We start from the raw sequence: 21669 nt of genomic DNA, 5'->3' as shown, positions 1-21669 counted from the left end.
ATTACACCGACACCTTTCTGATCCACTGGTCGATTGCGACCGCGGCGATGATAAGCACGCCGGTGAGCAACACCTTCCATTGCGGATCGGCGCCGAGCATGTTGAGGCCCATAGAGACGACGCCGACAATCATCGCGCCGAAGAGTGTGCCGAGGATCGAGCCGCGGCCGCCGAAGAGCGAGATACCGCCGATCACCGTCGCCGTGATGGCCTGCAGGTTATAATCCGTTACCGCAGACGAGGGAGAAATCGAGCCGTTGCGGCCGATGGAGACCCAGGCTGCGAAGGCGGCGATGATGCCAGAGACGGTGTAGACGGTGAGCAGCACGCTCTTGGTCTGAATACCTGAAAGCTTTGCCGCTTCCGGATCATCGCCGACGGCATAGACGTGGCGGCCCCAGGCGGTGTGATTGAGGATGTACCAGAGCGCAAGGACAAGTAGCACCATGGCAATGACGCCGAGCGTCAGGACTGCACTGCCGAGCCTGAAGCTGATCGCAAAGAAATGCAGCAACGGCGCCTGCGCGTCGACATCGGTGTCGCGGATCGTTTCGTTGGCGGAATAGATGAAGTTCGTGGCCATCACGATGTTCCACGTACCGAGCGTCACGATGAACGGCGGCAGTTTCATGAACGCGACGAGGAAACCGTTCAGGAGACCGCAGAGGCCGCCTACCAGCATGCCGGCCAGCACGGCGATCGGTGTGGGGATGCCATAGGTGATGGCACAATTGCCCATAATGACGGCCGAGATGACCATGATCACACCGATCGAAAGATCGATGCCAGCGGTCAGGATGACCAGCGTCTGCGCGGCCCCCAGGATACCGACGATGGCGATCTGCTGGAGAATGAGCGTCAGCGTGTAGGACGAAAAGAACCGCCCGCCAATCGCGATGCCGAAAATGATGATCGACAGCACCAGCACGATCAGCGGCACAGCGGCCGGTGTCGAGTGCAAGAAATGCTGCGCACGCTTCACAAATGGTACGGCTTGATGTTCAAACGACGCGACATTCTTGTCGCTGCCGTCAAGCACCCGTTCGAAGTCCTGTGCTCCAGTCATTGTTCCTCCTCCGCTTTCGCGCCAAACCGCGCGCGGAAGCCCTGCCCCATATCACACCGGTCTTTGTTTGCCGGTTCCCGAGACAGCAGCCATGGTCGGTCGAAACCGACCGGGGATCAAGCCCCGGCCGGCAGTAAGTTATATCGCGGGATTTAGCCCCAGCACTTGTCGGTGCCGACCTTCGTGTCGATCGACTCGAGGCCCGAGACCGGCTTGTCTGTCACCAGCGAAACGCCGGTGTCGAAGAAGGACTTGCCTTCGGTCGGCTTCGGCTTTTCACCGCTGTCCGCAAACTTCTTGATCGCCTCGATGCCGAGCGAAGCCATCAGCAGCGGATACTGCTGGGAGGTGGCGCCGATGACACCGTCCTTGACGGACTTGACACCCGGGCAACCGCCATCAACCGAAACGATCAGCACGTTCTTTTCCATGCCGACAGCCTTGAGGGCCTGATAGGCGCCGACAGCAGCCGGCTCATTGATCGTGTGGATGACGTTGATGCTCGGATCCTTCTGCAGAAGGTTTTCCATAGCCTTGCGACCGCCTTCTTCGTTGCCGTTCGTCACGTCGTGGCCAACGATGCGCGCATCGTCCTCGTCGCCGATCTTGTTCGGATCCTTGGTGTCGATGCCAAAGCCCATCATGAAGCCCTGGTCACGCAGAACGTCGACGGTTGGCTGCGACGGCGTCAGATCGAGGAAGCCGACCTTGGCATCCTTTGCCTTGTCGCCAAGCGTTTCCTTGGCCCACTGGCCGATCAGCTTGCCGGCGAGCAGGTTGTCGGTCGCGAACGTTGCGTCGGCAGAATCGGCGGGATCGAGCGGCGTGTCGAGGGCGATCACCAGGAGGCCCGCATCACGTGCCTTCTTGACGGACGGGACAATGCCCTTCGTGTCGGATGCGGTGATCAGGATACCTTTCGCGCCATCGGCAATGCAGCTTTCGATCGCGGCAACCTGGCTTTCGCTGTCACCGTCGATCTTGCCGGCGTAGGACTTCAACGTCACGCCGAGTTCTTTTGCCTTTGCTGTCGCGCCTTCCTTCATCTTGACGAAGAAGGGGTTGGTGTCGGTCTTGGTGATGAGGCAGGCGGAAACATCCGCGGCCATTGCCGGCGCCGAGAAGGCGACACCGAGGGCGAGCGCGCCAAGCGCTGCGGAAAGCACTGATTTCTTCATTTAATCCTCCCAGAAATAGCCGACCCACCCCCTGGCGGTGCCGGAATTGACGAGCACGAGAACGCTGCAGTCTCGCCGACGGGCCTCCTCCAAGCCGTTCTGTGCCGTTTGACGAGGGTAATTAAGAGCGAAAGAAATCGCCTTGTCAATAAATAAATCCAATTGAATTATTAATTCGCTATGGCATGCTGAGCAAAAATAGCGCATAGGCCACGAGACGGGAGGAGCGGCCAATGTCGTCTTTAGACGGTCCGGTTCACACACCGGCCCAACCGCCTATATCGAGTCCTGCGGGCGGCGCGAACCAGATCAGGGTCCGCGCCTATAACGAGCGGCTTGTGCTGTCGCTGGTGCGCCTTTACGGCTCCCAGTCGAAGGCGGATATCGCACGCCGCACCGGCCTTTCGGCACAGACGGTGTCGGTCATCATGCGGGCACTGGAGAAGGAAGGGCTGCTCTCTCGCGGCGAGCCGGTGCGCGGGCGCGTCGGCCAACCCTCGATCCCGATGCGCCTCAATGCCGACGCCGTTTACTCGTTCGGCGTAAAGATGGGCCGACGCAGCGCCGACCTGGTGCTGATGGATTTCGTGGGCAATATCCGCCTGCAGCTTCACCAAACCTATGCCTATCCGCTGCCCGAGGTTTTCCTGGATTTCATTACGTCAGGCATCCGCGAGCTTGAAAGCCGGCTGGACGAGCAGCAGCGCAGCCGCATTGCCGGCATCGGCATCGCAGCACCCTTCGAGCTTTGGAACTGGGAAGAGGAAGTGGGATCGCCCAAAGGCGCAATGGACGTGTGGCGCGACTTCGATCTCCACGCAGAAATCGCCGCCCGCGTGCCCTACCCCGTCTACCTGCAGAACGATGCGACAAGTGCCTGCGGCGCCGAACTCGTGTTCGGTATCGGGCCGTCCTATCCCGATTTCGTTTATTTCTTCATCGGCTCCTTCATCGGCGGCGGTATCGTTCTCAATTCGGCAATCTTTTCCGGTCGCACTGGCACAGCCGGAGCCATCGGCCCCCTTCCCGTTCGCGGCAAGAACGGCGAAACACTGCAGTTGCTCGAAGTTGCCTCGATCTTCGTGCTGGAGAACATGCTGCGCGAGCGCGGCATTGACCCGCAGCCGCTCTGGTATTCGGCCGACGACTGGATCGACTTCGGTGAGCCTCTTGAGACGTGGATCCAGGACACCGCCAAAGCGCTCGCACAGGCAATCGTCGCCGCGGCCTCGATCATCGACTTCAGTGCGGCCGTCATCGACGGTGGCTTTCCCGGATGGGTACGGGAACGGATTGTGCAAGCGACGATCCATGAAGCAGCGATGCTCGATCTGCAGGGCGTTGTCATGCCGGACATTATCGAAGGCGCGGTCGGCGCTCATGCGCGCGCCATCGGCGGCGCCAGCCTGCCGATCTTCGCGCGCTACCTTACGGACCAGAACGTTCTATTCAAAGAGGTCGAATATGCTGAAGGGACTTAACCCACTTCTGAGCCCGGACTTGCTTTCGACCTTACGCGCCATGGGGCATGGCGACGAAATCGCCATCGTTGACGGCAACTATCCCGGTGTCGAACATGCAAGGCGGCTGATCCGCCTCGATGGCCACGGTATCGTACCCGTGCTCGATGCTGTTCTCAGCGTCCTGCCGATCGACGACTTCGTTCCGGATGCGATTTTCCGGTCGACCGTGAAGGCCGAGCGCGACAAGCTCGACCCTGTTCATGAAGAGATAATCGATTGCTGCGCCCGCCACGAGCCACACCGGCAGGTCGTGCCGCTGGTCGGGGCTGACTTCTACAATCGCGTTCGGACCGCTCACGCCGTCATCCAAACAAGCGAACCGCGACTTTACGCCAACGTCATCCTGCGGAAGGGCGTCATCTACCCAGAGCAGGCGGGCGACCACGCCGTTGAAAAGGCAGAGGTCGACCCCTTTACCTATTGAGCGTCAGATTTCCCCTGCCAATGGCCCCCAGATATCAGTCAGGGCAAAGCCACCCGGATGCGGATCGAAGGGATCGAGCGCGACCTGCGAAAGACCAAAGGTAAAGCCACGCCCGGCGATCGTCGGAATGATCGCGGCACGGCCGGCGACTTCGGTTTCCGCCAGCAGACCGACCTCGAACTCCGAACCAATGATCGAGCGCGACTTGAAGATGTCGCCGACCTTTGCCTCGCCACGCGCATGGCGTGCTGCGAGGTTGGCGGAATTGCCGGTGCCGCAGGGCGAGCGGTCGGCGCGCCCCGGCCACATGGTCGTGCAGGTACGAACGGTGCCGTCCGCCTCGAGGTCGCGGAACATGACGTAGGCAACGCCCGAGATCGCCGGAATTTCCGGATGGACAACCTCGATGCTGCGGTTGATCAGCTCCTTCAGCACCATGCCGGCCTGCACAAGCGCCGCGGCATTGCCCTTCTCGATCGTCAGGTTGATCTGTCCGACATCGACCAGCGCGTAGAAGATGCCGCCGTAGCAGATATCGACCTTGATCTTGCCCCAGTGCGGGGTGTCGACGTCCACGTCGAGCTCATGCACGAAGGACGGAACCATGGTGAGCTTGACCTTCTCGCAGCGCCCGTCGCGGCAGGTCGCCGTCGCCTTGACGAGGCCCGCGGCCGTCTCCAGCGTGACGATGGTTTCCGGCTCCTTCATCTCGACGATGCCTGATTCCAGCAATGCGGTGGTGACGCAGATCGAGTTCGAGCCCGAGCTTGCATGCGCCTGGTCAGGCTGCAGGATGATGAAGGCCGCATCGGCATCCGGATGCTTCGGCGGCAACAGCAGATTGACGGAGCCGATCGGCGCGCCGCGTGGCTCGAGGCAGAGAAAGCGGCGCAGTTCCTGGCCCTTCGGATCGGTGTTCAGCCAGTTCAGCTGTTCGGCGACCGTATTGCCGGGGATCTTCGGCACACCGCCGATCGCGACCTTGCCGATTTCACCTTCCGCGTGGACATCCAGAAGCTGGATCGTGCGCTTCCATCTCATTCGTCAACTCCTCTCAAGCGCGTGATCTCGCCATCACGCGAATATTGTCCGGCAATATTGTCGACACCCTCCGGCAGCAATCCTGCATTTCGCCGATGAGCTTGGTTCAGATCTCGCCTATCCGCAGGCGCGTGAGTGTCGTTGCAGCCAATTCCTGATATATCAGATCGCAGTCGATTGCCTACGGGGAATCTCCGCCGGTGAAAAACTCCCAGGCGACACTGCGGCTGACGGCATTAAGCCAGCGTACCGCAGCTCCAGAAAAACTGGGCCGGCACAGCGCTGATGATTTGCAGGAAGGACCGAAAAAGAAGAGAGCCCGGTGCGGGAGGAGGTGCACCGGGCTCTTGATCCTGACTGACAACTGGGAGGAGGAGTGTTGTCAGTCCGATGAAGGAGCGCTGGGAGGAGGAGTGCGCTGCCTTCGAGGTAATAGATAGCCCATTGTTTCGATCAGGAACAGGGAGATTACCGCAATGCAGCATTGCAGTGCCCGCATAGCTCCACCAATCTTGCAGCCTCTTTTTGCGGCATATTTGATCGACTGATCAATTTTTCTTAAACAACGTCGGCCGTGAGATTGTGCTGCGGCGAGAGACGGCAATCGGGTAATGCCGTCCCGAAACGATCTCGGGGCACCGCAGATCTCCTGGTTGGCCTGGAGACCGCAAACACAGAAAAACATCACCATTGAAGGAAGAAGATGACGGAAAGCCGAGAATTCGTCTCGCCTTTCCCTCGGCCCAACCCCATCAATAGCCGTTATCGCATGGCATGCTGCCATCGCCATTGGTGCCGCCAAATGTGTTCTGACAGTAGGTTTGCCGCTGCATCGGCCGTGCCGGTTGAGTGCCGATCGAGCCGGTCGTACCGCCCTCGACACTGAAGGCTGCCAGCGGATACCAGTAGCCATCCGGACCGCGGCGGGTGCCGGGGCGCTCGGTGCGCGAGCCACGATAGCCGTTCAAGTGACCTGCCCGCTGATTGTACTGCACCATCTCAACGTTCGAGGCACTTGGGAGAGGAACCTGCTGCACAGGTGCCGCCTGGACGGGAGTGATTGATGCCAGCGCGAGAAGAGTTCCGGCCGAGAGAGTGGAAGCGAAGCTGAACATTTTCATGATAAATCCTCCTTCTGGATTTACCTTAGAAAAATGCGTTCTACCGTAGCAAAGTTCCGCCATCACACGCGGGTTCCTGCATTCGTGATCGGCAGCGACTGCGCGTGATGTGTGGGTCCTGATTTTTTACAGCGCGCACTCGATCCTGGCATGGCGGATCAAGCGATCCGGCCTCGGAACTCAGGAGGCCCGCAAACTCATCTATTTGCGATTCGGTATCCCTGGCTCGACAGGCACGCGACATACTGCCGGTGCGCGGCAGCGGTCGCATTCGCTTCCTCTTGGGCCGGATCGATCGGAGCGCCGGCCATTCCGGCGCGCAGTTCGTATTGCTTCTTCGCCTCGCGATACATGAAATTGCCGTCAGCGACACAGATGTGATGCGCGATGCCCGGCGGATTGAGCGGTGGATCGAAAGGCGCAGCCACGGGCACGAGGGTCGGCGCGTTGGCGTCGACGCAACCGGAAAGCGCCGCAACGACCACGCACAACGCAAACGCTCGCCCCATACCCCACAACATATTCCCTCCGGCCATGCGCCACGAACCGCTGCACGCAGCGCCAAGTTCACCATGGCATCGCAATATTGCGCCAAGCTAGCGCGTCAGCTCTGCAGCAGCCTTCATGCCCGCCCGGTCAATCCGAAGCGGTTGCGGTAGTCTCCGGGCGATAGCCCAGTGATCTTGTGGAACACCTTTAGGAACGCGCCCGGATCCTCGTAGCCGGCCGCACCCGCAATCTGCTCGATCGTGCGGTTGGAAAACTCCAGCATTTCGCGGGCCTTGCCGATCCGCAGATGCTGGCAATACTCAGTCGGGCGAAGGCCGGTCGCCCTGCGGAAACGACGCAGGAACGTGCGCTCCTCCAGGCGGGCACGCTCCGACATCACCGCAAGCGTCACTTGGCGCGCACCACTCGCGTGCAGCCAGTGCTGTACCTTGAGGATCTGCTCGTCGCCATGATTGAGACGCGGCGAGAAATTGCTGTAGTAGCGCTGCTCCCTGCCCGGCGGATCGACGAGAAGATAGCGCGCGGTCTCGAGCATGATCGTCGATCCCAACAATCTGTCGACGAGTTTGAGGCCGAGATCGGTCCAGGCCATCAGGCCGCCCGCGGTAATCACGTCGCCATCGTCGATGATAAGCTTGTCGGCGTCGACCCTCACCTCGGGAAAGCGCTGAGCCAGCGCGTCCGCGCAGACCCAGTGGGTCGTCGCCAAACGGTTCGCCAGAAGGCCCGTTTCAGCAAGAAGGAAGGCGCCGACGCAGACGGAACTCAGCGTCGTTCCCTCGGCATGCCGCGCACGAAGCCATTGCGCCAGCGGAGCGGCTTGCTCTGACGTCATCGGGTCGCCGAAGCTCGGCGGCAGGATGAGCACGGCCGGCGATCCGGGAGTGCCGGGTGCCGTATCGAAGACGCGCGCGACCGCCGCCGAGGTTTCTGCCCCTTGCCAATGGCTGACGCGCAGGGCGGGGCCTCCTGACGGCTGCCGGGCAGTTGCGAACCGATTGGCCAGGTGGAAGAGATCGGTCAGACCGTGGACGGCTGCGAGTTGGGCGTTCGGATAAAGCAGGATGCCGATCTCGGCCGGCGCGTCGGTTTGGCTCATTTGTCAGTTTTCGCCTCGATAATGTCAATTTCGCCAATCCACACCATGGCGATTCAGACATAGTTTGTCCATCAACGGCCGGCGATCGCCCCGCGAAGGACCGAAAGGACACAAGCACATGAGCAAGCAAGCCCTCATCGTCGTCGACATTCAGAACGACTATTTTCCGAACGGCAAATGGCCGTTGAGCGGTGCCGAGGCGGCTGCCGACAATGCGGCGCGCATCATCGCGGCTGCTCGAGATGCAGGCGATCTTGTCGTTCACGTCAGACATGAGTCGGCGAGCGAGAATGCCGCCTTTTTCCTGGCCGGCTCAGAGGGCGCCCAGATTCATCCGAAGGTGCTGAACCGACCCGGCGAGCCCATCATCGTCAAGAACCATATCAACTCGTTCCGTGAAACGGATCTGAAAGCGACACTCGACCGCCATGGTATCGAGGACGTCACGGTCGCCGGCAGCATGAGCCACATGTGCATCGACGCCGTGACGCGGGCCGCCAACGATTTCGGCTATCGGGTGACGGTCATCCATGACGCTTGCGCAACGCGCGACCTCGAATTCAACGGCACGCTCGTCCCTGCCGCGCAAGCGCATGCGGCCTTCATGGCGGCACTCGCCTTCGCCTACGCCTCCGTGCTCTCGACCAACGAGGCACTCGCCATGCGCGGCGAATTGAGGGTCACGGCTTAGAGGGGGCGGCATCGGGCGCCTTTCGACGCGGGCTGACTCTGAAGAGCCCAGATGACCTCCATCGTCCGGTGGCGGTCATCGGCCAACCGACCGACCAGACCCGTTCGCCGTTGACTTCACAGACGATGAGAGGAGAATGCCTGTTATGCCTCCCCACGCAATATAAGGGGTGCCCACGATGACGATCGCAAGGAAACTTCAGGATTATATCGACGGTGAGGGTATCGCCTATGATACCGTCCCGCATCATCGCACAGCGACAACCAGCCAATCGGCGCAAGCCGCCCATGTTCCGGGCAGCCGACTGGCGAAATCCGTCGTCGTGCATCATGAAATGGGCTACGTCCTCGCCGTCGTTCCCAGCACGCACCGGATCGAACTCGGCACGCTGCAAGATGTCATGGACAGGCGCCTCGGCCTCGCCTCGGAAGATGAGGTTTGCTCGCTCTTCGCCGACTGCGACATTGGCGCTGTCCCACCGATCGGGTCGGCCTACAACGTGCCTGTGATCCTCGACGAAAGCCTCGGCGACGCCAGTGACGTCTATTTCGAGGGCGGCGACCACACGACGCTGGTGCATATGAGCGGCCCCAGCTTCCGGAACCTGATGAAGGACGCGCAAATCGCCCGCTTCAGTCACCGGCCGTAAGGTCGGGATCTAAAGAGCCGCTCGCAATTCGATTGCTCCGGCAAGGCAATGCGCTGGACGCATGCCAAGAAGGCAACATTTCGTCGTAGGCAGGCTTGCCCGATCAGCGAGGACTGTGGGCATGACCGATTTTGGAATGTGGCGCCCTTCGATCCGATTCCCTTTGATCTGCAGCGTCTCGACACCCTCCCCATGACAAAATTGCGAGCCACACCAGGACTACTGGCCGGGATCGGATCCGACATCTTGTGAGTACGGCCTGTAGCACTCGAGGGACATAAACGCAGCATCGGGCGAGATGAAACTGAGAACTGGCACGTGATTGTTATCGCTGTCGACGTCCAGGCATGCCCGCTTCATCTTACTGTCGGATCTTACCGAGTGAAGCCGCAAGATCGCGAAATCGCAAACCTTGCGAGTTCAGCAGCGCACCCTAGTTTGAAATCGTGCACGACTTTTGCAACCGATTCTATGCCGTTGTTCTAATGTAACTTTTCAAACCACAAAGGGCTTCATCATGCCGGACGAATCTAAAGAAGGCCTCGATCGCCGCCATTTCCTGGTAGCATCCATCGCGACGGTCGGCGCATCCGCCGCCCTTGCCGTCAACGCTGGTGCTGCAAATGCCCAGCAAGCAGCGGCACCCTCTACCAATCCGTCATCAGGAACAGCCTACACCGGCGACGTCATCGACGGGAAGAAAGTCGTCAGCGCGCTTGACGTCAACGACCTGGAGCCCGGCAAGAAGCATGCCCTCTATTTTCAGGGCGTTGAAATGCCCACCGGACAGCACTGGCATGTCTCTGTGGTGGTCGCCAAGGGAACAAAGCCAGGTAAGCGCGCCATCCTTGTCAGTGGTGTGCATGGCGACGAAATGAGTTCTATCCATACAGTCCAGACGGTGATGAACCAGCTCGATCCGGCGGAAATGTCGGGCACGGTGATGGCGGTCACGGACGTGTCCCGCCCAGCCGTCGAAAGCATGCAGCGCAGATGGCCCAATCAGGGCAGAGGCATTGATCTGATCGATATGAACAGGGAGTGGCCCGGGAATGAGAACGGCGCCACCGCGCCCAGCCGGCACGCCGGGCTCCTGTTCAACCGGCTGCTGCGGCCGAACGCCGACTTCGCGATTGACTTCCACACCGGAACAACCGGATTCGAAGTGACAGCGTTTAATATTGGCGGCATGGATCTGCCCGAGGTCAAGGCAATGCTGGAGCTCTATCCGGTCGGCCAGATCTTCGACAACCATGTCTATCCCGGTGTCCTGCATAACGCGTTCATCGACGTGGGAATTCCGGCCTTTACGCCGGAGATCGGCGCTGCGCGGGTGCTGGACCTCGACATGATCTCTCTGTTCGTGGAAGGCACGATGAATGTCCTCAAGCATTACGGCATCGTCGCCGGGTCGATGGGACGCACAGGCAAGGACGTGAGTGTCTTTGTCGGAAACAGCGCCTTCCCGATTCTTGCCACCGCGGGCGGGATCGTCGAGCATCTGGTCAAGCTGAACGACAAGGTCGAAGCCGGGCAAAAGGTGGCAATACAGCGCAACAGCTTCGGCGAGGTGGTTGCGGAGTATACAAGCGGTGTGGCTGGCGAGATAACGGGTCAACGCAGCGATGGAATGTCCGAGCCCGGCAACCCCTTGGTATTCATCCTATTCAACAAGCCAACGCCTGAAGGCTCCGAGGTTTATCCCGAGTAATTCACCGTGCGGGCGATCTTTGCTTGTCTTCGCAGGACAAGCATTTGCGACGCTCTTGCGCGCACGCCAAGGGCTTGGCGTGTCCACCTTGCTAGCTGCCACCCGGCGAGACGCAGAGGCTCTCGTCGGAACAAAGCCGCAGCTTCACAGCATTTTCGTCTTAATGAGGGGAATGGCGCACCCGAAGAGATTCGAACTCCTGACCCCCAGATTCGTAGTCTGGTGCTCTATCCAGCTGAGCTACGGGTGCGTGCCGGAAGCGGTCAAACCGCTTGCGTGGGCGGTTCTCTAAAGGGTCCTTTGAGGGATTGCAATAGGCATTCTGAAAAAATCGCGACTTTGGTGGTGCAGAGCTGAAATGCGAAAAATGCATCACTTTTCTTGGAGTGCTCGGCCGCGATAATCGTCCAGGGATACCGGGCGGTCCGGAATTTCGATGCGGAACTGCGTTCCGACCGATGGTTTCTCCACAAGAGCGATCGTGCCGCCGTGGGCCAGCACCAGTTCACGGGCGATTACTAGGCCGAGGCCCGTGCCGCCGGAGCGGGCTGAGCCGCGGAAGGCTGCGAAGAGATTCTGTCTGGCTTTCTGCGGCATGCCGGGGCCAGTGTCGTCGACTATGATGCTGACGACGCTGCCGACACGTTGGGCCGAAACCGTGATTCGCTTGATGCCATCCGGTCCCCGCCCCGCGCCAGGCACGCTCAACGCCTGCACGGCGTTGCGGCAGAGATTGTGGATAACCCGGAACAGTTGCTCGCTGTCTGCATCGACCTCAAGGTCGGGCGCCATCTGTTCGACGAATTCAATGTCGCTCTGGGCATCGACCGCGAGCATGTCCTTGACGTCCTGTGTCAGGTCGAAAAGCCGGACGCGGCGCCTGCGCGGAGCGGCCTCGCTTGCCTGGCCATAGGACAGGACCTCGGTCGTATAGCCGACAGCGCGGTCGATCGTGCGCAGCAGCTTTGGCGCGAAGGCCTTCACCATAGGATCGTCGACGTCCACGAGGCGGTCCGACATCAGCTGCGCCGAGGCCAGGATGTTGCGCATGTCGTGATTGATCTTGGAGACGGCAAGCCCCAGGGCAGCAAGGTTCTTCTGCTGCTTCAGCGTCTTCTGCAGCTCCATCTGCATCGAGGTCAGGTGTCGGCCGGCAACCGCAAGCTCATCGCGCCCGCCATCGCCGACAAAGACGTTCTGCGGATTTTCCGGATCGGAGGAGAATTGCTGCATGCTGCCCGTCAGCTTGCGAATCGGCCGGATCAGGATCCGGTTGATCGCGAAGAAAACCAGTGTCGCGGTAAACATCGAAATCAGAATGGACAACAGAAAGACGTTGCGGGAATAGACCAGCATCGCATTGCGGAGGTGCTTGTCCTTCATCAGCACTTCCACGCCGGTATTGGTATCCTGCACCGGGCCATAGACGCGGATCATGCGATTGCCGCCGAAAATCATCGTATCGAGCGCATCGCGGATCGCGATCATCGGCGGCACGTCGGTCAGATCATACTGTTCGTCAACGGAGGTCGGCATATCCGTCGTCGCAAGCAGACGCGAGGTGCCCTCTTTCCGCAAGACGATCGCCTTGGTGCCGGTCGCCTCCAAAGTTTCCTTCTGTAAGGCGCGAGGCAACTCCACCGGCTGCAGGCCATCGATAACGATCGCGGCTGCGGCCGCGGCGTTCAACCGCTCATCCAGCCAGCGCAGACGCATACTGGCAACCGAGGGGAAGAAGATCAGCACCTCGGCTAGCATGATGCAGACAACCGTCAGCCACAGCAGCTTGCCGGAAAGCCCGCCGAACTTTCCGGACGGGCGGTGCTCCGCCCTGTTGGTCTCGTTCCCTGCAGCACCGCTCTGGGGAAGATTCTCGCCTTGATCGTTGGCTTGCATCGTCTTTCGTCCGCTCGGCGCCAGGCGCCCTTCGCGATTTCTATATTAGCCGATGACGGTCCGCTTTCAAATCTTTGAGAGCAACGCCGCTTGCGACAAAAGGAAACGCCGCCCCGAGGCGGCGTTTCCGATCGGTCGAAAGAGGAAGAGGGCTGATCAGAACTCTTCCCAATTCTGCTCGGCGACGGCGGCATTGCCGGCGAATGCGCGTGCGACGGTCCCCATGGCGCGGCGCGCTGGTGAGGCCACCGGACGATGCTCCTGTTGGCGCGCAACGGCGACAGGAGCCGCGGCCGGCACGTTCGAAACCTTGAAGCGCGAGATGAGGCGGACGAGGCCGTCGGCTTCACCGGAGAGCTTGTGCGTTGCCGCGGAGGTTTCCTCTACCATGGCGGCGTTCTGTTGCGTCACCTGGTCCATCTGGTTGATGGCCGTGTTGACCTCCTTGAGGCCGGTCGACTGCTCCTTCGCGGCAGTCGCGATCGAGTGAATATGGTCGTTGATCGCGTTGACGCGGCTTTCGATCTGGGACAGCGCCTCGCCGGTGGCCTGAACGAGCTTCACGCCGACTTGGACTTCGTCCCCCGACTTGGTGATCAGGCCCTTGATGTCCTTTGCGGCGGTTGCCGAGCGCTGCGCCAGTTCGCGGACCTCCTGGGCGACGACGGCAAAGCCCTTGCCTGCCTCGCCGGCACGCGCGGCCTCGACACCGGCATTGAGGGCCAGCAGGTTCGTCTGGAAGGCGATCTCGTCGATGACGTTGATGATCTGGCTGATTTCGCGCGAGGCCTGCTCGATGCGGCCCATGGCGTCGACGGCATTGCGGACGACAACGCCCGATTTGCCGGCATCGTCTTTGGCCTCGGACACCATGACGCTGGCCTCCTGCGCGCGCTCTGTCGAATTGTTGACCACGGCCGTGATCTCATCGAGGGCTGCCGAGGTTTCCTCGAGAGCCGCTGCCTGCTGCTCGGTGCGCTTGGAGAGGTCGTCGCTTGCGGCGCGCAGCTCGTTGGTGTTTCCGTGGAAGCCTTCTGCCGTTTCGCGGACTTCGCGTATGGTCGTCTGAAGGGTGGCGAAGGTGCTGTTGACGTTCTGCTGCAGTTCGGCGAAGGCGCCGTGGAAGCTGCCGCGCATCGTCTGCGTCAGGTCGCCTTCCGCCAGGCTTGCAATCACGCGGCGTGTTTCGCCGACACCGGCATCGATACTCGAGAGCAGCTGGTTGATGTTGGTGGCGAACTGGTTGAGATTTTCGTCACCATAGTCCTTTTCGATGCGGCGGCTGAAGTCGCCGGCAGCTGCGGAAGCCACGACCACGGACATGCTGGACTGCAGATCGTCACTCTTGGCACGCATGGCGGCCTCCTGCGCGTTCATGCGGCGGACGGCGAGACCGTTTTCCTTGAAGACGGCAACGGCCGCAGCCATCTCACCGATTTCATCCTGACGGCCGGCAAACGGCACGTCGGCATCAAAATTGCCGTCAGCCACTTCCTTGATCGCCTGGGTAACCTTGTTGATCGGACGGCTGAGCTGGATCGTGCCGATGTAGAAGCCCATGCCGATGCCAGCCGTGACGCCGACAACACTGATCGCGATCACGAGCCACAAGATTGAGGTGCGCGAGCTTTCGACGAGAGCATTGACAGCGTCCAGCGTCGCCTTGTCGGTGGCCACGACAGCGTCGATTTCGGCCTGGAAGGCTTTGCGGTTGGCGCGGTTGGCATCGTTGTTGCCTTGCTCGCTGGCAGCCTGCGGGCTCACTTCCGTGCCGAGACGCGCTGTTTCGGTGCGGAATGTCCGGAATTCCTTGGCACGTTCAACCAGCTTGGCAAAAGCACCCTTCTGACTTTCGGGAACGAGCGGGGTCCAGGAGGCGATCACATTGTCGATCTTGTCGAGGTTCGCAAGCAGTCCCTTGGCGAAGGTAGCGGCCTCCTTCGTCGTGGGCGCACTGTAAATTCCGCGTGCTTCCATGACCGTCGCCGTCACAAAACGGTTAAGGCGCTCACCGGCGTAGGCGCGATCAGATGCGTCTTCGTAAGCCGACAGATTAGTATCGTATTGATGCACGGCCCAAAGCGCCGTCGCCCCGATCAGCAATGCAACGCCACACATGGCGGAAACAAGCAGATTGATCTTACCTCGAATTTTCAAAGGAAAAGCCCCCCAAAGACTGATGACAAGCCGGGAAAGCATTCCGGCCGATAGCTAAAATTGGCCCAAATAAATTAACGTTAGATTTCGGGTGCTTGGCTGCAGCACTACAAAAAATTACCCGTACTTAATCGCCGCCGCTTCGCTTTTTGCGCGCAGAAGCGTTAGACGCTACGCAGGATGCGTGCTGTAGTTGAAACTTGAGAAAAATATTACGCCAGCGCATGGCTCACTGCTTGTCACAATGATTAATGCGCTTCACGAAATCTTGTACTGCGGGCGCAAACTCGGAAATTCCCGGCGATAATTGACTTTGACTGCCGTCATCCGTATAAGCCGCCGCACGTCCGGTCATATAAGGCTTTCGTTAGCCTCGCCCGTTCGAAAAACAACGCTCCTTGCAATATGCAAATTCAAGAAGGGCCGCACTCCGCGGTGTTTAAATAAATGAAGCGTACCTACCAACCATCCAAGCTTGTCCGCAAGCGCCGCCACGGTTTCCGTGCACGTATGGCCACCAAGGGCGGCCGTAAGGTTATCGTTGCTCGCCGCGCACGCGGTCGCAAGCGTCTTTCGGCCTAAGGCCGAATTGCCCGATAAGAGATGGCGGGCGAATTGACGACCAATAACAAGAAAATGACTGCCGGGCGGCTGAAAAGCCGCCCGCAGTTTCTTGCTGTCCGCCAGGGCGAAAAACGCAAGGGCGGTTTCTTCCTGCTTGAGGTGCTCGACCGGAAGGAACCGGAGACCGAAGCCCGCGTCGGCTTCACCGTCACCAAGAAACACGGCAACGCGGTCGAACGAAACCGCATGCGGCGGCGCCTGAAAGAAGCGGTGCGACTTCATGCAGGGTTTGCAATGCAGCCCGGACACGACTATGTGGTTGTCGCGCGAAGGGACGTGCTGAAAGCATCCTTCAAAGAATTAGCCGCAGAGCTCAAAACTCGCGTCGAGACCAAGCCGAAACACAAGCGGTCCGGAGACGGCCGCCCCAGGAACGTATGATGCAAAACAACCGCAATTATTTCATTGCGATCGCTCTCTCAGTGCTGATCGTTCTCGGCTGGCAGTTCCTCTATATGAATCCGCGCATCGAGGCTCAGCGCAAGGCGGAGCTTGCCCAGAAGGCACAGCAACACACCGAGCAAGTGCAGACGCCTGCGCCCGGCGGCGCAACGACGGCGCAGCCGAACGGGTCGGCTCCCACCGACCAGGTTCCGGCGGTGGCGTCGATTGCAGATGCTCTTGCGAAGAACCCGCGCATCACGATCGATACGCAGGCACTTTCCGGTTCGATCAACCTTGTCGGCGCCCGTCTGGACGACCTCCGGCTCAAGCGCTACCACGAGACAGTCGACGACAGCAGCCCGATCATCACCCTGCTCAGCCCCTCCGAAACGAAGGACGGGTACTTTGCCGAACTCGGCTATATCGGTGGCGACGCGACCGGCAGCGTGCCGGGTCCCTCGACGGTGTGGACAGCGCCGGTTGACGCAAAGCTGACCGAAAAGACCCCGGTCACGCTTACTTACACCAATGACAAGGGCGTCACCTTCGCGCGCACCATTTCCGTTGACGAGAACTACATGTTCACGGTCACGGACAAGATCACCAATGCCGGTCAGGCTCCGGTCGCGCTTTCCGGCTACGGCCGCATCACGCGCTACAACAAGCCGGCTGTCGCCTCCACCTATGTTCTGCATGAAGGTTTCATCGGTGTCATCGGCGAAGATGGACTTGTCGAAAGCAAGTATACCGCCGTTGAAAAAGAAGCCGTCAATATGGCGAACGCAACCGGCGGCTGGCTCGGGATCACCGACAAATATTGGGCAGCGACGCTCATCCCGCCGCAGCAGACCCCCTTCGACGCCCGCTTCAGCCACTTCACGGACGGACAACCGCGTTTCCAGGCGGACTACAAGCAGAATGCGGTCACCGTCGCGCCCGGCCAGTCGACTGAGCTCAAGAACCTGATTTTTGCCGGCGCCAAGGTCGTTCCTGTCATCGATAACTACAAGGATACGTATCAGATCCCTCGCTTCGATCGCCTGATCGACTGGGGCTGGTTCTACTTCCTGACGAAGCCGATGTTCAGGCTGATGGACTTCTTCTTCCATTACTTCGGCAACTTCGGCGTCGCGATCCTGCTGACCACCATCGTCGTCAAGGCGCTGTTCTTCCCGCTCGCCAGCAAGCAGTACGCTTCGATGGCGAACATGAAGCGTGTTCAGCCGAAGATGGAAGAGCTGAAGGCCAAGTTCGGCGACGACCGCATGGGCCTGCAACAGGCGACGATGGCGCTCTACAAGGAAGAGAAGATCAATCCGATCGCCGGTTGCTGGCCGATCGCGCTGCAGATCCCGATCTTCTTCTCGCTCTACAAGGTGATCTACATCACCATCGAGATGCGCCACGCGCCGTTCTTCGGCTGGATCCAGGACCTTTCGGCGCCCGATCCGACCTCGTTCATCAACCTTTTCGGCCTGTTGCCGTTTGCCGCTCCGACCTTCCTGCATCTCGGCGTCTGGCCGCTGATCATGGGTGTGACGATGTTCCTGCAGATGCGCATGAACCCGACCCCGCCGGATCCGACACAGGCGATGATCTTCAACTGGATGCCGCTGGTCTTCACCTTTATGCTGGCAAGCTTCCCGGCTGGCCTGGTCATCTACTGGGCCTGGAACAACACGCTTTCGGTCATCCAGCAGGGCGTGATCATGCGCCGCCATGGCGTGAAGATCGAGCTCTTCGACAATTTGAAGGGGCTCTTCAAACGAAAGCCGGCTCCCACAGAGAAATGACGAAAGCCCCGCTCCGGCGGGGCTTTTCATTTGTACCCCGCCGCGGTGTCCGACGACTGTGCGGTTGACAAAATCGCCTGGAACCTGAATGCCATAGGCACACTGGATTTTGCTGGAAAAGGCCGAATGACCGACAACAAGAACGACAAGCCGCTGTTCGGGCGCCCCTGGACCTTTATCCGCGGTGTTCCCTCCCTGAAATTCCTGCCGCCGGAAGGACCGCTGGAAGTGGCTTTTGCCGGCCGTTCGAACGTTGGCAAGTCTTCTTTGATCAACGCGCTCGTCAGTCACAAGGGGCTGGCGCGCACCTCCAATACGCCAGGCCGGACGCAGGAGCTCAACTACTTCGTGCCGGAAGGCTATTCGGGCGAAAGCGGCGACCTGCCGCCGATGGCTCTGGTCGACATGCCGGGCTACGGCTACGCGCAGGCGCCGAAAGACCAGGTCGACGCCTGGACGAAGCTCGTCTTCGATTACCTGCGCGGCCGCGCGACGTTGAAGCGCGTCTACGTTTTGATCGACAGCCGCCACGGAGTGAAGAAGAACGACGATGAGGTGCTGGATCTGCTGGATAAGGCTGCCGTCTCGTACCAGATTGTTCTGACCAAGACCGACAAGATCAAACCACCGGCTGTGACCAAGTTGCTCGCGGAGACCGCGGACAAGATCAAGAAGCGGCCCGCCGCCTATCCGGCCATCATCGCCACGTCCTCGGAAAAGAGCGAGGGTCTCGATGACCTGCGCGAGGCAATCGCGCAAACGGTCGGTATCGCCAACTGGAAATGAAAGAAGACGCCCCGGTGGAACGGGGCGCCTTCTATTGACCGCCTGACCTAATTTACATCTTCGGCAGCAGAACCTTGTCAACGACGTGAATGACGCCGTTGGATTGCTTCACATCGGCAATCGTGACGTGGGCGACGTCGCCGTTTTCATCGGTGATCGTGATCTTGCCCCTGCTTTCCTTGGCCTTCAGCACGCAGCCGCCGACGGTCTTGATGTCGTGTTCGCCGCCGTCGGCCTTGATCATCTTGGCAACGGTCTTGGCCATCGCATCGGCCGCGACGACGTGGCAAGTCAGAACCTTCGTCAGCGTGGCCTTGTTTTCAGGCTTCAGCAGCGTGTCGACCGTGCCGGCGGGCAATTCGGCAAAGGCCTGATTGGTGGGAGCGAATACGGTGAAGGGTCCCTTGCTTTCCAGTGTCGACACGAGACCGGCAGCCTTGACGGCAGCAACCAGCGTCGTGTGATCCTTCGAGTTCATTGCATTCTGCACGATGTCTTTCGTCGGATACATCGCAGCGCCACCAACAATCGGATTCTTGGCCTCAGCGACGAAAGCAAATGTGGAAACGGCAACGGCAAGCGCACTCAAGCGCAGGGCGGACTTCATCATGACGGTTCTCCTCTAGCATCCGCTTATGAGACCGGCCGAATGCCGGCATTCCCTTGCGGACATGAGGAGCTACGGAAGGCTTGCAGGAAGAGTTTCAGCGAGAATGCACGTGTGCCGAAAAAAAGTGTTAGCGGCGGTGCGTCGTGCCGCTCGCCACGATCGGGCCCGTGGCCTGGCCTGTCGGAGAGCCGCCAAAGGGCTCGAGGCTGACGGCAAGGGACGCGCCCTCGCCTATGTTGCCGCGCATATCAACCGGTATGACCAGCTCGCCGGTCTGATCCGAAGGAAACACGCCAAGCGACCTTGGTGTGCCGGTTGCCGGAACGAGCCAAAGCTCCAGTGACTTCTCCTGCGGCTTGCCAATGGCGACGGGCACGATCCTCAGCCTTCCGCTCTGCCGCTCATAGGAGGCGAGCAGGTTCACCTGGCTGTTAGCAGCGGTCAGCTCGGCGACGAGCGGTGCCGGTGTTTGAGGCGGCGTGACCGCGACGGTCGCGATTGTCAGTGCACCCGCCGTGATCAGCAGCGAGACGAGCGCAAGACAACGCCAGAAAACGATAGAGCTCCATAGACCGCGCGACGGCACCGCGACAGCTTCCGGCTCACCGAACAAACGTGCTTCGATCTGCTTGAACGTTTCCTGACCGGGGCTGACGACGTCGTAATCGTCGTTGAAAGCGGAAAGGTTGGTCTCCCAGCGGCTGACGATGGCTGCGAACTGCCTGTCGCGGCGCATCCGCTCTTCCACAACCCGCCGATCCTTGAAGGAAAGAACACCAAGAACATACTCACCGGCGAGTACCTCGTCGCGGGAGCGGCCTCCCTTGCTCTGATCCGGCGATGTCATCGTTCCATGCACTCTCTCAGTTTTAAGAGGCTGCGACGCAGCCATGTGCGCATCGTGTTCAAGGGGACGCCAAACTGATCGGCCAGTTCCTGATAGCTCTGCCCTTCGACATAGGCTCTCTTCACCGCCGTCGCCCGATCAGCTTCCAACTCTTCCATGCAGGTGTCAATCCGCCTTCCCTCATCCTTGATCACAGTCTGTATCTCGGGCGAAGGATCGTCATCCGCGAGGTCGTATGCACTGTCCAGTTCGTCGGCGACCGGCTTGCGCGCGCGCATGATGTCGATCGCCTGGTTACGCGCAATCGCAGCGAGCCAGGAAGATGGTGCCCCCGATCCAGCAGCAAAAACGCCGGCGCGTTGCCAGATCTTGACGTAGACCTCCTGGGTCGCCTCCTCGGCGTCCGTTCTGTCTCTCAAGATACGCAGGCAGATGGAAAGAAGTTTCGGGCTCGTCTCGCGATAGAGCACAGCGAATGCCTTGCGGTCCCCGATCGCAACGAGGCTTATCAAATGTGCGATTTCGTCGCTGGTCATCCCATGCCTCTTGCCAAAGCGCCGATCTTCTCGAGCGCGGTTGCCAGCACATACGGCAAACTATTGGCCTCTGGATTATTCCATCTGTCAAAAACTTGAGATAAAAGGCCGCGATCAATTCCACGGGGTATCCCATGAACCAGTCCGAAAGCGAAACCCAGGCACGCCTCCTAGCGCAGGCCCTGCCCTTCATGCAGCGTTACGAAAACAAGACGATCGTCGTGAAGTACGGCGGCCATGCCATGGGCAATCCCGAGCTGGGCAAGGCTTTCGCGAGCGACATCGCGCTGCTGAAGCAGTCCGGCGTCAATCCGATTGTCGTCCACGGCGGCGGCCCGCAGATCGGCGCGATGCTGACGAAGATGGGCATCGAATCGAAGTTCGAGGGCGGCCTGCGCGTCACCGACGCCAAGACGGTCGAGATCGTCGAAATGGTTCTCGCTGGCTCGATCAACAAGGAGATCGTCGCGCTCATCAACCAGACGGGCGAATGGGCGATCGGCCTTTGCGGCAAGGACGGCAACATGGTCTTTGCCGAAAAGGCGCAGAAGAAGGTCAAGGATCCGGACTCGAACATCGAGCGCGTGCTCGACCTCGGCTTCGTCGGCGAGGTGGTCGAAGTCGACCGCACGCTGCTTGATCTGCTTGCCCGCTCCGAGATGATCCCGGTCATCGCACCGGTCGCGCCCGGCCGCGACGGCGCAACCTACAACATCAACGCCGACACTTTTGCCGGCGCGATCGCCGGGGCGCTGAGTGCAACCCGTCTGCTCTTCCTGACGGACGTCCCCGGTGTTCTCGACAAGCAGGGCAATCTGATCAAGGAACTGTCCGTTGCCCAGGCGCACGCGCTGATCGCCGACGGCACGATCTCCGGCGGCATGATCCCGAAGGTCGAGACCTGCATCGATGCGATCAAGGCCGGCGTCCAGGGTGTCGTCATCCTGAACGGCAAGACCGCGCATTCCGTGCTGCTCGAGATCTTCACCGAGCATGGCGCGGGAACGCTGATCGTTCCCTGAG

Annotated in this window: 21 protein-coding genes and 1 tRNA gene; 10 read left to right on the top strand and 12 right to left on the bottom strand. The window is 60.2% G+C overall.

Features of this window, described 5'->3' with window-relative positions; all coding sequences use genetic code 11:
* Window position 1: 1 nt before the first annotated feature.
* Together RHIBUN_RS0105375 and RHIBUN_RS0105370 are read right to left on the bottom strand one after the other, a co-directional pair.
* Window positions 2–1066, bottom strand: a complete 1065-nt coding sequence (locus tag RHIBUN_RS0105375) for an ABC transporter permease (RefSeq protein WP_018857690.1) — start codon at window positions 1064–1066, stop codon at window positions 2–4.
* 152 nt (window positions 1067–1218) lie between these two features.
* Window positions 1219–2244, bottom strand: coding sequence for a sugar ABC transporter substrate-binding protein (locus RHIBUN_RS0105370; protein WP_018857691.1), 1026 nt, complete (start codon window positions 2242–2244; stop codon window positions 1219–1221).
* A 233-nt stretch (window positions 2245–2477) separates the two neighbouring features.
* Here RHIBUN_RS0105370 and RHIBUN_RS0105365 point away from each other — a divergent pair, with 233 nt between their 5' ends.
* Window positions 2478–3725, top strand: coding sequence for an ROK family transcriptional regulator (locus tag RHIBUN_RS0105365; protein ID WP_018857692.1), 1248 nt, complete (start codon window positions 2478–2480; stop codon window positions 3723–3725).
* On the top strand, window positions 3709–4191 hold the full coding sequence (locus RHIBUN_RS0105360; RefSeq protein ID WP_025658761.1) for an RbsD/FucU domain-containing protein: 483 nt from the start codon (window positions 3709–3711) through the stop codon (window positions 4189–4191). Before RHIBUN_RS0105365 ends, RHIBUN_RS0105360 begins: the two co-directional genes overlap by 17 nt.
* 3 nt (window positions 4192–4194) lie before the next feature.
* Here the strand turns inward: RHIBUN_RS0105360 and RHIBUN_RS0105355 are convergent, their stop codons facing one another.
* From RHIBUN_RS0105355 to RHIBUN_RS0105340, 4 genes are all read right to left on the bottom strand, one after another.
* Entirely contained in the window at window positions 4195–5232 is a 1038-nt protein-coding gene (locus RHIBUN_RS0105355) for a 4-hydroxyproline epimerase (protein ID WP_025658760.1), read from the bottom strand.
* Between the two features lie 752 nt (window positions 5233–5984).
* Entirely contained in the window at window positions 5985–6353 is a 369-nt protein-coding gene (locus RHIBUN_RS0105350; protein WP_025658759.1) for a hypothetical protein, read from the bottom strand.
* Window positions 6354–6550: 197 nt separating this feature from the next.
* The gene (locus tag RHIBUN_RS0105345; RefSeq protein ID WP_025658758.1) at window positions 6551–6874 is read right to left on the bottom strand and encodes a hypothetical protein; all 324 of its coding nucleotides are present in this window, start codon (window positions 6872–6874) and stop codon (window positions 6551–6553) included.
* Window positions 6875–6975: 101 nt separating this feature from the next.
* Window positions 6976–7962 carry a GlxA family transcriptional regulator gene (locus RHIBUN_RS0105340; protein ID WP_025658757.1) on the bottom strand — a complete coding sequence of 329 codons (987 nt, stop codon included), beginning with the start codon at window positions 7960–7962 and terminating at the stop codon, window positions 6976–6978.
* Between the two features lie 118 nt (window positions 7963–8080).
* Here RHIBUN_RS0105340 and RHIBUN_RS0105335 point away from each other — a divergent pair, with 118 nt between their 5' ends.
* The 3 genes from RHIBUN_RS0105335 to RHIBUN_RS0105325 all read left to right on the top strand — a co-directional run bounded on the left by RHIBUN_RS0105335 (window position 8081) and on the right by RHIBUN_RS0105325 (window position 11013).
* Entirely contained in the window at window positions 8081–8653 is a 573-nt protein-coding gene (locus tag RHIBUN_RS0105335; protein WP_025658756.1) for a cysteine hydrolase family protein, read from the top strand.
* A 178-nt stretch (window positions 8654–8831) separates the two neighbouring features.
* Window positions 8832–9302: an aminoacyl-tRNA deacylase gene (locus RHIBUN_RS0105330; protein ID WP_025658755.1), complete on the top strand. Its 471-nt coding sequence runs from the start codon at window positions 8832–8834 to the stop codon at window positions 9300–9302.
* A 517-nt stretch (window positions 9303–9819) separates the two neighbouring features.
* Entirely contained in the window at window positions 9820–11013 is a 1194-nt protein-coding gene (locus RHIBUN_RS0105325) for a succinylglutamate desuccinylase/aspartoacylase family protein (RefSeq protein WP_025658754.1), read from the top strand.
* A 173-nt stretch (window positions 11014–11186) separates the two neighbouring features.
* On the opposite strand, the gene RHIBUN_RS0105320 is transcribed toward RHIBUN_RS0105325, so the two are convergent.
* From RHIBUN_RS0105320 to RHIBUN_RS0105310, 3 genes are all read right to left on the bottom strand, one after another.
* Window positions 11187–11263: transfer RNA gene (locus RHIBUN_RS0105320), tRNA-Arg, on the bottom strand.
* Window positions 11264–11385: 122 nt separating this feature from the next.
* Window positions 11386–12909 (bottom strand): HAMP domain-containing sensor histidine kinase, encoded by a 1524-nt coding sequence (locus tag RHIBUN_RS0105315; RefSeq protein WP_025658753.1) that lies wholly within the window; start codon window positions 12907–12909, stop codon window positions 11386–11388.
* Window positions 12910–13065: 156 nt separating this feature from the next.
* Window positions 13066–15066: a methyl-accepting chemotaxis protein gene (locus tag RHIBUN_RS0105310; RefSeq protein WP_025658752.1), complete on the bottom strand. Its 2001-nt coding sequence runs from the start codon at window positions 15064–15066 to the stop codon at window positions 13066–13068.
* Between the two features lie 447 nt (window positions 15067–15513).
* Between RHIBUN_RS0105310 and rpmH the strand changes: the two genes are divergently transcribed.
* The 4 genes from rpmH (at window position 15514) to yihA (ending at window position 18653) form a co-directional block, all read left to right on the top strand.
* Entirely contained in the window at window positions 15514–15648 is a 135-nt protein-coding gene (gene rpmH / locus RHIBUN_RS0105305) for a 50S ribosomal protein L34 (protein ID WP_016552555.1), read from the top strand.
* Window positions 15649–15669: 21 nt separating this feature from the next.
* The gene (gene rnpA / locus RHIBUN_RS0105300; protein ID WP_007802014.1) at window positions 15670–16071 is read left to right on the top strand and encodes a ribonuclease P protein component; all 402 of its coding nucleotides are present in this window, start codon (window positions 15670–15672) and stop codon (window positions 16069–16071) included.
* Complete coding sequence (gene yidC, locus RHIBUN_RS0105295) at window positions 16071–17867, top strand: membrane protein insertase YidC (RefSeq protein ID WP_025658751.1); 1797 nt, start codon at window positions 16071–16073, stop codon at window positions 17865–17867. Before rnpA ends, yidC begins: the two co-directional genes overlap by 1 nt.
* Window positions 17868–17993: 126 nt before the next feature.
* Window positions 17994–18653 (top strand): ribosome biogenesis GTP-binding protein YihA/YsxC, encoded by a 660-nt coding sequence (yihA, locus tag RHIBUN_RS0105290; protein WP_025658750.1) that lies wholly within the window; start codon window positions 17994–17996, stop codon window positions 18651–18653.
* 52 nt (window positions 18654–18705) lie between these two features.
* On the opposite strand, the gene RHIBUN_RS0105285 is transcribed toward yihA, so the two are convergent.
* The 3 genes from RHIBUN_RS0105285 to RHIBUN_RS0105275 form a co-directional block, all read right to left on the bottom strand.
* A complete protein-coding gene (locus RHIBUN_RS0105285; protein ID WP_025658749.1) occupies window positions 18706–19263 on the bottom strand; it encodes a fasciclin domain-containing protein in 558 nt (185 codons plus the stop codon).
* A 127-nt stretch (window positions 19264–19390) separates the two neighbouring features.
* Window positions 19391–20110, bottom strand: coding sequence for an anti-sigma factor (locus RHIBUN_RS0105280; RefSeq protein WP_018857706.1), 720 nt, complete (start codon window positions 20108–20110; stop codon window positions 19391–19393).
* Window positions 20107–20646: a sigma-70 family RNA polymerase sigma factor gene (locus tag RHIBUN_RS0105275; RefSeq protein ID WP_025658748.1), complete on the bottom strand. Its 540-nt coding sequence runs from the start codon at window positions 20644–20646 to the stop codon at window positions 20107–20109. Before RHIBUN_RS0105275 ends, RHIBUN_RS0105280 begins: the two co-directional genes overlap by 4 nt.
* 134 nt (window positions 20647–20780) lie before the next feature.
* Here RHIBUN_RS0105275 and argB point away from each other — a divergent pair, with 134 nt between their 5' ends.
* Window positions 20781–21668 carry an acetylglutamate kinase gene (gene argB, locus RHIBUN_RS0105270; protein WP_018857708.1) on the top strand — a complete coding sequence of 296 codons (888 nt, stop codon included), beginning with the start codon at window positions 20781–20783 and terminating at the stop codon, window positions 21666–21668.
* The last annotated feature ends 1 nt before the right edge of the window (window position 21669 follow it).

The organism is Rhizobium sp. IBUN, assembly GCF_000510625.1.
Classification (GTDB): Bacteria; Pseudomonadota; Alphaproteobacteria; order Rhizobiales; family Rhizobiaceae; genus Rhizobium; species Rhizobium altiplani.
This window is presented reverse-complemented; position numbering and strand designations above follow the sequence as displayed.